Genomic DNA, 7,925 nt, shown 5'->3' on the forward strand with positions numbered 1-7,925 from the left:
ATCCCGTCGGACGCAAAATATCAAATGAAGAAATTGCCCGGGTCAACCTTAAGCCCGAAAGATTTCATGGAGAATGGAATTATACAATTTACCCGAGCCTCAATAATAACTTGTAAAGCTTATTTATTTACAGCTACTAAGGAAGCGTCGTTTGACCTGTGGAACCGGGTGATCGGCAAAATGCAGCAGTCAGCCAAAACCCGGTGCATCTCCTCTGGTGTCCTGATTCTGGACGATACCATACTGGAAAAAACTGGTAATCAAATGGCCGGGGTCCGAAAACTGTTTGACCATGCCAAGAAAACGTTTGTGAATGGCCTTTCCCTGGTGCAACTCTTCTATGTTGATTCACAGAAGCGCTATCCGCTATGGTATGCCCTGCATTCCAACCGTGGCCGAAAACCAAAACCAACCAAAGACCGAACGGTACCAATCGGTAAATATAAAATTGCATTACGGCTCATTCGGCAAGCCATAGAATGCGGAATTCGTCCCAAAGCCGTATTGTTCGATGCCTGGTATGCATCGGTTAGATTTCTCAAAAGCTTGCACAAAATGGGGCTGTCCTTTGTCAGCCGGCTGGCCAGCAGCCGCTATCTGCTGGTAAATGGGATTCGTATTAAAGCCGCAGACCTGCTCAAACAAAAACATCGTTATCGCTATTACAAAAGCCTGAAAGCCAAGGCCTTCGCTGTCAGCGCCATATTGCCTCACTTCGGCGAAGTAACCGTCGTCTGCGTCAAATACCGCAATAAAAGCGCCGTCATCATAACCAACCTGAACACTTATGATCTGGTCTACATTGTTTCCCTTTATCGCCAGCGGTGGGCCATTGAGGTCTATTTTCGTGAAGCCAAGCAGGTTTTCGGGCTTGACAAGTTCCAAAACCGCAGCGCCAGTTCAATCCAAGCTCATCTGGCCTTAACGGCTTTGGCTTAGGTGCTGATTACCCTGTTACGCATCTTGCTACCGCCCCTACGAAAACTCAAACCAAAGGCATTATTCACAAAGCTGTTCCGGGTGCTGGCAGACCTGACAATACGCAACAATCATCTGGATATTATCGTGGGAAAACATAACCGCTTCTTCGCCCAAATACTCTTGCTGGTCAACAACTTGAAACCATTGGAATCAACTGCATAACTTTAGTAATAACTAATCAACTATGTTAATACTATTATGAGACAGTTAATATCTTAAAACGCCCAATGAAAATTTAAGTCAATTAAACCTGACTTAAATTAACAAAATGTAAAATAAGTCAGAAAACCCTTTCTTAAACATTATAAAATTGTATAACAATTGCCAGTCATGAACGAAAGAGCGGGAAATTACATACAGCAACAGGCGGGATATAAAGCATTCATCCCCAAGCCCCTGCCGCCAAACCCGGAGATAGCTTTTGATGATGAAATGCACAATCTGTTATCAAAGGCCGACCGAACCCTGGCGAGGTTGGATGGGGTAACTTCTGTTTTACCCAACCCCGACTTGTTTATAGCCATGTATGTTAAAAAAGAGGCGCTGCTAAGCTCGCAAATTGAGGGCACCCAGGCTTCGTTGGAGGGCGTGTTGGAGTTTGAAGCCGACATGCCGTTGAAGGAGGACATCAACCAGGTCAGAGAAGTTTTCAATTACATCCAGGCGATGAATCACGGCATGGAACGGCTGAAAACATTGCCCATGTCGCTTCGGCTCATCAAAGAGATCCACCAGACGCTGATGGATGGCGTACGGGACACCGACAAAACCCCCGGCGAATTCAAACGGTCTCAAAATTGGGTTGGACCCAAGGGTGCGCCGTTAAACCAAGCCACGTATGTGCCGCCCCCACCGGATGAGTCGAATGCGGCAATGGGCGAACTGGAAAAATATCTGTATACTAAGGATGATATGCCGCCTCTAATCAAAATAGCGCTTATACATTCCCAATTTGAGACCATCCACCCCTTTCTTGACGGCAACGGCCGCATCGGCAGACTGCTGGTCACCTACTATTTATTCTGGCAGGGGATATTGAACAAACCCTTGTTGTACCTTAGCATTTATCTTAAAAAACACCGGCAAGAATATTACGACTTGTTGATGAATGTCCGGCATGAAGGCGGCTGGGAGGAATGGGTAAAGTTCTTTTTGACGGGCGTCGCTGAAACATCCGAAGAAGCGACCAATACCGCCCGCGAAATAATAGCTCTAAAGGAACGGCTTTTTACCTTGCTTTGTGAAAAATCTGTTTCCAGTCCGCATGCAGTCAGGCTGCTGAATCATATGTTTACCGTGCCGCTTATCAGCTCCAGCGAAATAGGCGGGCAGTTGAACCTTTCCAAGGAAACGGCAATTCAACTTCTCAATAAATTCGAACAGGTGGGGATAATAAAAGAAATGACCGGGAAAAAACGTTATAAAAAGTATTTATTCAAGGAATATGTCGATCTGATATCGCGGGGAACCGAGCAATGACCGACGGCAAATACAACCGCCCTGCCCGGCCGTACGAGCTCTGGAACATAGGCAACTACGAAACAGTCTACGGGCAGGAGCGCACCGAGGAATACCTGGCCTTCATGCTCAAGCTGTACCAGGCCCAGCCGCTCAACGGCCATCGCTACCTGCACGGCACCAAGGCCGGCCGGGTGGTGCATATCGGGCCGCTGACCGCGCCCATCACGATGGAAGAAGTGGAGAAGGTGGTGGTGGCCTGCCGCTCGGCCAACTTCAACAAGGCCGACATCCTGGGCTGGGAGTGGAGCTACGAGGTGAACAACTTAGCCAAGGAGCAGGCCCATAGAAACGGCGTGGAGCTTAGGCTGGTGCAGATTCCCTCGGTGAATGAGATCAAGGCGGCCTTGGTGGGCTTTGACTTGCCACTATTAAAACTGCCGGACGAGGCGGTGGCCAAGGACGTGCTGAAGCACATCAAGTTCGCCGAGGTGGCGTACCTGGAGTTGGAGGACAAGGTTAAGGAAAGGGAACTGACCCTGAAGATCACCGATTTCCAGATACCGCCCAATTCCGACCTGGCCGAAATCGCCGGCAAGATTAAGGACAGCCGCGAGCTGATAGACTACTGGGCCGTGGACTGGGACTACAAGGGGGATACTTTCCGCAACCACTGGCAGAGCTTTAGGACCAAGAAAGAACCCAAGGTGGAATACATTGCTAGGCACAAGTACGAAGAGGTAGGTGGCAAAAAACAGGAGGTAGGAGGCAGGATATAGGGAAGGCAGGGAAGGAAGAGAAGATCGTCATGGTGAAAGTGGTTGACGTGTTCGGCAACGATACCAATCAACTGATAAAAGTTAGGATATAGAAGGCAGCAGGTAGGAGGTAGGAGGCAGGGTATGGTTGAGAGGTTCGAGGATTTAATAGTCTGGCAGAAAGCGCATAAATTGACGCTGGAGATATACCGGATAACCAGAGATTATCCTGCCGAGGAAAGGTTCGGACTGGTGCCGCAGATGCGGCGGGCTGCGGTATCCATACCGGCCAACATAGCCGAAGGGTTCAAAAAAAGGGGCAAGAGGTACAAGGCCAACTTTTACAACATTGCCCAGGCTTCGGGGGAAGAGGTGAAGTACTATTTGATCCTGTCGCGCGATTTGGGATACGCCAAGGATACAGCGACATTGGAAGGCCTGATAGACGAAATAGGTAAAATGCTCCATGCGCTTATCAAAACCTGCCTGGAACAATAAAACAACCCCCCTACATCCTACCTTCTGTATCCTGTATGCTAAGAAAGGGATGTTTTCGGGAATGATACAAATAAAGTAGTGGAGGTAAAGGTGAAATGAACACAATATTTGATTTTGAACAACCTGCATATAAACGATTTCGTGATATTTATAAAGAAAGAACACGTAACGTTGTTGTATTGGTAGGTTCTGGTTTAAGTAAGCCAGCTGGGTTGCCAGATTGGAAAGGCTTAAAAGACATATTAATTGACCAAGCTTATGTAAAGGCTAAATCATTTGATATTGCGGATCAGGACGCTTATACAAAAAAAGTAAAAGCCATAAGTACTATTGCAGATTATTGGGTTTTATTTGAAGAATTGAAAGAAGTGATGGGTGAAGAAAGCTATGTCGCGGCTATTAAACATATATTTGCAACAGCAGATACAGTGAAGATACCAAATTGTTATAATCAAATATGGAACCTGAATATTGGTGGTATAATTACAGTAAATATTGACCGACTGGCAACTAGGGCTTTCCAGGAAACAATGAAAAATAGTAAGAGGAGAATTTCATGAAGCTGGGAATAATCATCTATTCGCAGGACGCGGAAACTGTTTGGAACGCCTTCAGGCTGGGCGTTTACTCGCTGGGACAGGGGGATCAGGTCAGCGCGTTTCTGCTGGCCAAAGGGGTGGACTGCCAGGCCCTGGACAGCGACCAGTTCAAAATCTCTGAACAGATGCAGGCCTTCCATGACCAGGGCGGGAAGATACTGGCCTGCGGCACCTGTCTTAAAATGCGCCACAAGGAAGGCAGCGAGATGTGTCCGCTTTCATCCATGAAGGACCTTTACGAATTGATCAAAACCTCGGACAAGGTAGTAAACTTTTAAAAACAAATAAAGGAGATTTTTATGACCATGTTCTGTCACCAATGCCAGGAGACGGCCGGAAACAAGGGCTGCGCCGGGGCCAGGGGCGTCTGCGGCAAGCCCGACCAGGTGGCGGTGCTGCAAGATCTGCTGATCCACACTCTCAAAGGTATTTCCTATTTCAACGTCAAAGCGGCCGAAACCGGGAAGCTCGACGCCAAAACCTCTGAATTCGTGATGGAAAACCTGTTTGCCACCATCACCAACGTCAACTTTGACCCCGAGTATTTCGTCAAACAGATAGACCGGGCCAAAGTCTTGCGCAACGGCATCAAAACCAATTTTCTGGCGGCCTACAAGGAAAAGGAAAAAAAGGATTTTACCGAAAAACTGTCTGATGCCGCCACCTGGTCAACCAAGAGCGATCTGAACGAGTACGTCGTCAAAGGCTCCGAAGCCGGCATACTGGCCACGGCCAACGAGGACGTCCGCTCCTTGCGCTCGCTGCTGCTGTTCGGCGTCAAAGGGATGGCGGCCTATGCCCATCACGCCTATGTCCTGGGCGCGACCGACGAAAGCGTCGATCTGTTCATGCAGCAAGCCCTGGCCGCCATGCTGGACGACAAACTTTCGGCCGATGAATTGACCGGTCTGGTGCTGAAATGCGGCGAATACGGGGTGAAAGCCATGGCCCTGCTGGATAAGGCCAACACCGGGAAATACGGACACCCGGAGATCACCAGCGTCAAATTGGACGTGGGAAAGAATCCCGGCATCCTGATCAGCGGCCATGACTTGAAGGACCTCGAAGAACTTTTAGAGCAGACCAAAGGCAAAGGGGTGGATGTTTACACCCATGGCGAAATGCTGCCGGCCAATGCCTATCCTTTTTTCAAGAAATATCCTAACTTCTATGGCAACTACGGAGGTTCCTGGTGGCATCAGACCGAAGAATTCGAGAAGTTCAACGGCCCGGTGCTGATGACCAGCAACTGCCTGGTTCCGCCCAAGGACAGCTACAAGGATCGGGTGTTCGCCACCGGGGTGGTGGGATTTCCCGGGGTCAAGCACATCGCGGACCGGGCGCCCGGCAAGCAGAAAGATTTTTCCGCCGTCATCGCTTTGGCCCAGAAATCAAAGGCCCCGGAGAAGCTGGAAGAGGGCACCATTCCAATCGGTTTTGCTCATAACCAGGTGCTGGCCCTGGCCCCCAAGGTGATCGAGGCCGTGAAAAGCGGTGCCATCAAACGTTTCGTGGTGATGGCCGGCTGCGACGGGCGGCACAAGAGCCGCGAGTATTTCACCGACATAGCCAAAACCCTGCCTAAGGATACGGTAATATTGACCGCCGGCTGTGCCAAGTACCGCTACAACAAGCTGGGCCTGGGCGACATCGGTTCGACGGGGCTCACCGGAACCGGGGGCATTCCCCGGGTGCTGGACGCCGGGCAGTGCAACGACAGCTATTCCCTGGTCTTAATTGCCCTGGCTTTGAAGGATGCCTTCGGTTTAAAGGACGTGAACGAGCTGCCGCTTTCCTTTGACATCGCCTGGTACGAGCAGAAAGCGGTGCTGGTTTTGCTGGCCCTGCTTTCGCTTGGTGTTAAGAACATTCATCTGGGCCCGACACTGCCGGCCTTTGTTTCGCCCAATGTGCTGAAGGTGCTGGTGGAGAAGTTCAATGTCCAGCCTACGGCGGGCGTGGAGGAAGACGTGAAGAAGATGATGGCGGGGAAGTAAGACAGGTATTATCCGGGGGCTGCACGAACGGTGCAGCCCCTTCTTTTTTTAATCCCAGGCTGGTTTCCGGCTTCCGGTTATACAATCCTATTCCATTGACAATATTCGGTGTTTGTTCATATAATCAATCATTCTTGCTGAATAAACCGATGCCGAAAAAACACTATTCATTGCGGCAATATTGGATCAGCGCCGGGTCGGCCGCCACAAACCCCAAATAACCGTTTATCGGGGTTGTTAGGGCGATGGGAATCTGAAATCATGAAATTCTCCGGCAGATATTTATATTCATTTTAATAGAAGCAAAAATGGTTGTCAAGGATAAATTTGTCGTGAAACCCTTAGAGGTGTTATTCCTTATATGACAACGAAACCAAGAAATGGAACAAAGTCAGGGACAAGTCAAGTCAAAATAATATTGATTTTGAGGACGGGTAGTGATAAGATGTCTGACAATACAAAATATAAAGGAGAGCCCAATGGCAAAAAAAATACTGATCATAACTGGTGTGGTCGTCCTTTTAATGCTTATCGGCCTGGCAGCCATTGCCCGGTTCTATATGCGGGGGCCGGATTTGAGCAAGTACCAGCATTTGAAAGACCCGCAGATCTCGCAGAAGGCGGATCAGAAGATGCTGCAGGTGGAGGCAATCGGCGATCCCAATACGATTGGCATGAAGACCTTTGCCATGTTATTCAAAGCCTATTACCAGAATGTCAAGGCCAAAGGAATGGTGGCGCCGCTGGCCCGCTGGCTGAAACCGTTTGACACGCCGGTGAACCAGTGGGTGGGCCAGTACGGCCTTCCAGTGCCGGAAACGCTGGTCAAACTTGAAAATACCCCACAGCAGCCGGGGTATGAAGTGTCCCTGACTGTCTGGCAGTATGGAGAGGTGGCCGAGATACTGCACATCGGGCCTTATTCCACCGAGGGGGCTACAATTGAAAAACTGAAATCGTTTATCGCCGCCAGCGGATATCAGATCGCTGGCTCGCACGAAGAAGAATACTTAAAGGGGCCGGGCATGTTCGGCAAGGGGAATCCCAATAAATATTGCACTCTCATCCGCTACCGGGTGGTGAAGCAGGTGCCGGAAGACGCGGTTGTAAGACGTAAGAAATAATGAAGAATATCAACGGAAAAGCCCTCCCGGTAACGGGAGGGCTTTTCTATGTTTTAATACAAACGCATTATATTTCTTGAGCATTACCGGGTGGCAATGCTGAAAATACGGGTGTTTCGGGGCCAACTATCGCGATTTATGTCATTTTATTTAACTCGTTTGTATTAGTAGTGGTCATCTGAGTAAGAAGGTTTAACGCTTCGGCATCAGCGGCGCGCGAAGCGCGTCCGTTGCATGCCGTTGTTAGAGGGCTGCCCAATCCTCGATGGCCGTTCCTAGACAGTGAAGCTATGGTATACGCGGTCGAAGATATCTAGCGCAAGTTTCCTAGTTATTTGTAAAAACAATTCACAACTGCTTGTTATTCAATGTGTTTTAAAAAACAAAATGTATTATACAACTGATAGTTGATATTTTTCTAAATCAAAAAGAGCACACAGTTTCTGTTGTGTGGCATCCATTTCCGAAAGCATCATTTGTGGGAGAAAAGGCCTTCTTCCTTTTCCGGGC

At 49.0% G+C, this 7,925-nt stretch carries 8 protein-coding genes; all 8 read left to right on the forward strand.

Features of this window, described 5'->3' with window-relative positions:
- Window positions 1-180: 180 nt before the first annotated feature.
- The 8 genes from HY768_01615 to HY768_01650 all read left to right on the forward strand — a co-directional run bounded on the left by HY768_01615 (window position 181) and on the right by HY768_01650 (window position 7,415).
- On the forward strand, window positions 181-939 hold the full coding sequence (locus HY768_01615; GenBank protein ID MBI4725920.1) for a transposase: 759 nt from the start codon (window positions 181-183) through the stop codon (window positions 937-939).
- Between the two features lie 372 nt (window positions 940-1,311).
- The gene (locus HY768_01620; GenBank protein MBI4725921.1) at window positions 1,312-2,460 is read left to right on the forward strand and encodes a Fic family protein; all 1,149 of its coding nucleotides are present in this window, start codon (window positions 1,312-1,314) and stop codon (window positions 2,458-2,460) included.
- On the forward strand, window positions 2,457-3,218 hold the full coding sequence (locus HY768_01625) for a hypothetical protein (GenBank protein ID MBI4725922.1): 762 nt from the start codon (window positions 2,457-2,459) through the stop codon (window positions 3,216-3,218). The genes HY768_01620 and HY768_01625 overlap by 4 nt, the downstream gene beginning before the upstream one ends.
- Window positions 3,219-3,341: 123 nt before the next feature.
- Window positions 3,342-3,695, forward strand: coding sequence for a four helix bundle protein (locus HY768_01630; GenBank protein MBI4725923.1), 354 nt, complete (start codon window positions 3,342-3,344; stop codon window positions 3,693-3,695).
- Between the two features lie 95 nt (window positions 3,696-3,790).
- Window positions 3,791-4,255 (forward strand): hypothetical protein, encoded by a 465-nt coding sequence (locus tag HY768_01635; protein ID MBI4725924.1) that lies wholly within the window; start codon window positions 3,791-3,793, stop codon window positions 4,253-4,255.
- Window positions 4,252-4,572, forward strand: a complete 321-nt coding sequence (locus tag HY768_01640) for a DsrE family protein (GenBank protein ID MBI4725925.1) — start codon at window positions 4,252-4,254, stop codon at window positions 4,570-4,572. The genes HY768_01635 and HY768_01640 overlap by 4 nt, the downstream gene beginning before the upstream one ends.
- A 27-nt stretch (window positions 4,573-4,599) precedes the next feature.
- Window positions 4,600-6,291, forward strand: a complete 1,692-nt coding sequence (gene hcp, locus HY768_01645; protein ID MBI4725926.1) for a hydroxylamine reductase — start codon at window positions 4,600-4,602, stop codon at window positions 6,289-6,291.
- 479 nt (window positions 6,292-6,770) lie between these two features.
- On the forward strand, window positions 6,771-7,415 hold the full coding sequence (locus HY768_01650; GenBank protein ID MBI4725927.1) for a GyrI-like domain-containing protein: 645 nt from the start codon (window positions 6,771-6,773) through the stop codon (window positions 7,413-7,415).
- The last annotated feature ends 510 nt before the right edge of the window (window positions 7,416-7,925 follow it).

It is taken from the genome of candidate division TA06 bacterium (assembly GCA_016208585.1).
GTDB lineage: Bacteria > Edwardsbacteria > AC1 > AC1 > EtOH8 > UBA5202.

Excerpts from the sequence above, each read along its gene's own strand:
- hcp (MBI4725926.1), top strand. The coding sequence starts at position 4,600 with ATGTTCTGTCACCAATGCCAGGAGACGGCCGGAAACAAGGGCTGCGCC.
- HY768_01625 (MBI4725922.1), top strand. The coding sequence starts at position 2,457 with ATGACCGACGGCAAATACAACCGCCCTGCCCGGCCGTACGAGCTCTGG.
- HY768_01630 (MBI4725923.1), top strand. The coding sequence starts at position 3,342 with ATGGTTGAGAGGTTCGAGGATTTAATAGTCTGGCAGAAAGCGCATAAA.
- HY768_01615 (MBI4725920.1), top strand. The coding sequence starts at position 181 with ATGCAGCAGTCAGCCAAAACCCGGTGCATCTCCTCTGGTGTCCTGATT.
- HY768_01640 (MBI4725925.1), top strand. The coding sequence starts at position 4,252 with ATGAAGCTGGGAATAATCATCTATTCGCAGGACGCGGAAACTGTTTGG.
- HY768_01650 (MBI4725927.1), top strand. The coding sequence starts at position 6,771 with ATGGCAAAAAAAATACTGATCATAACTGGTGTGGTCGTCCTTTTAATG.
- HY768_01635 (MBI4725924.1), top strand. The coding sequence starts at position 3,791 with ATGAACACAATATTTGATTTTGAACAACCTGCATATAAACGATTTCGT.
- HY768_01620 (MBI4725921.1), top strand. The coding sequence starts at position 1,312 with ATGAACGAAAGAGCGGGAAATTACATACAGCAACAGGCGGGATATAAA.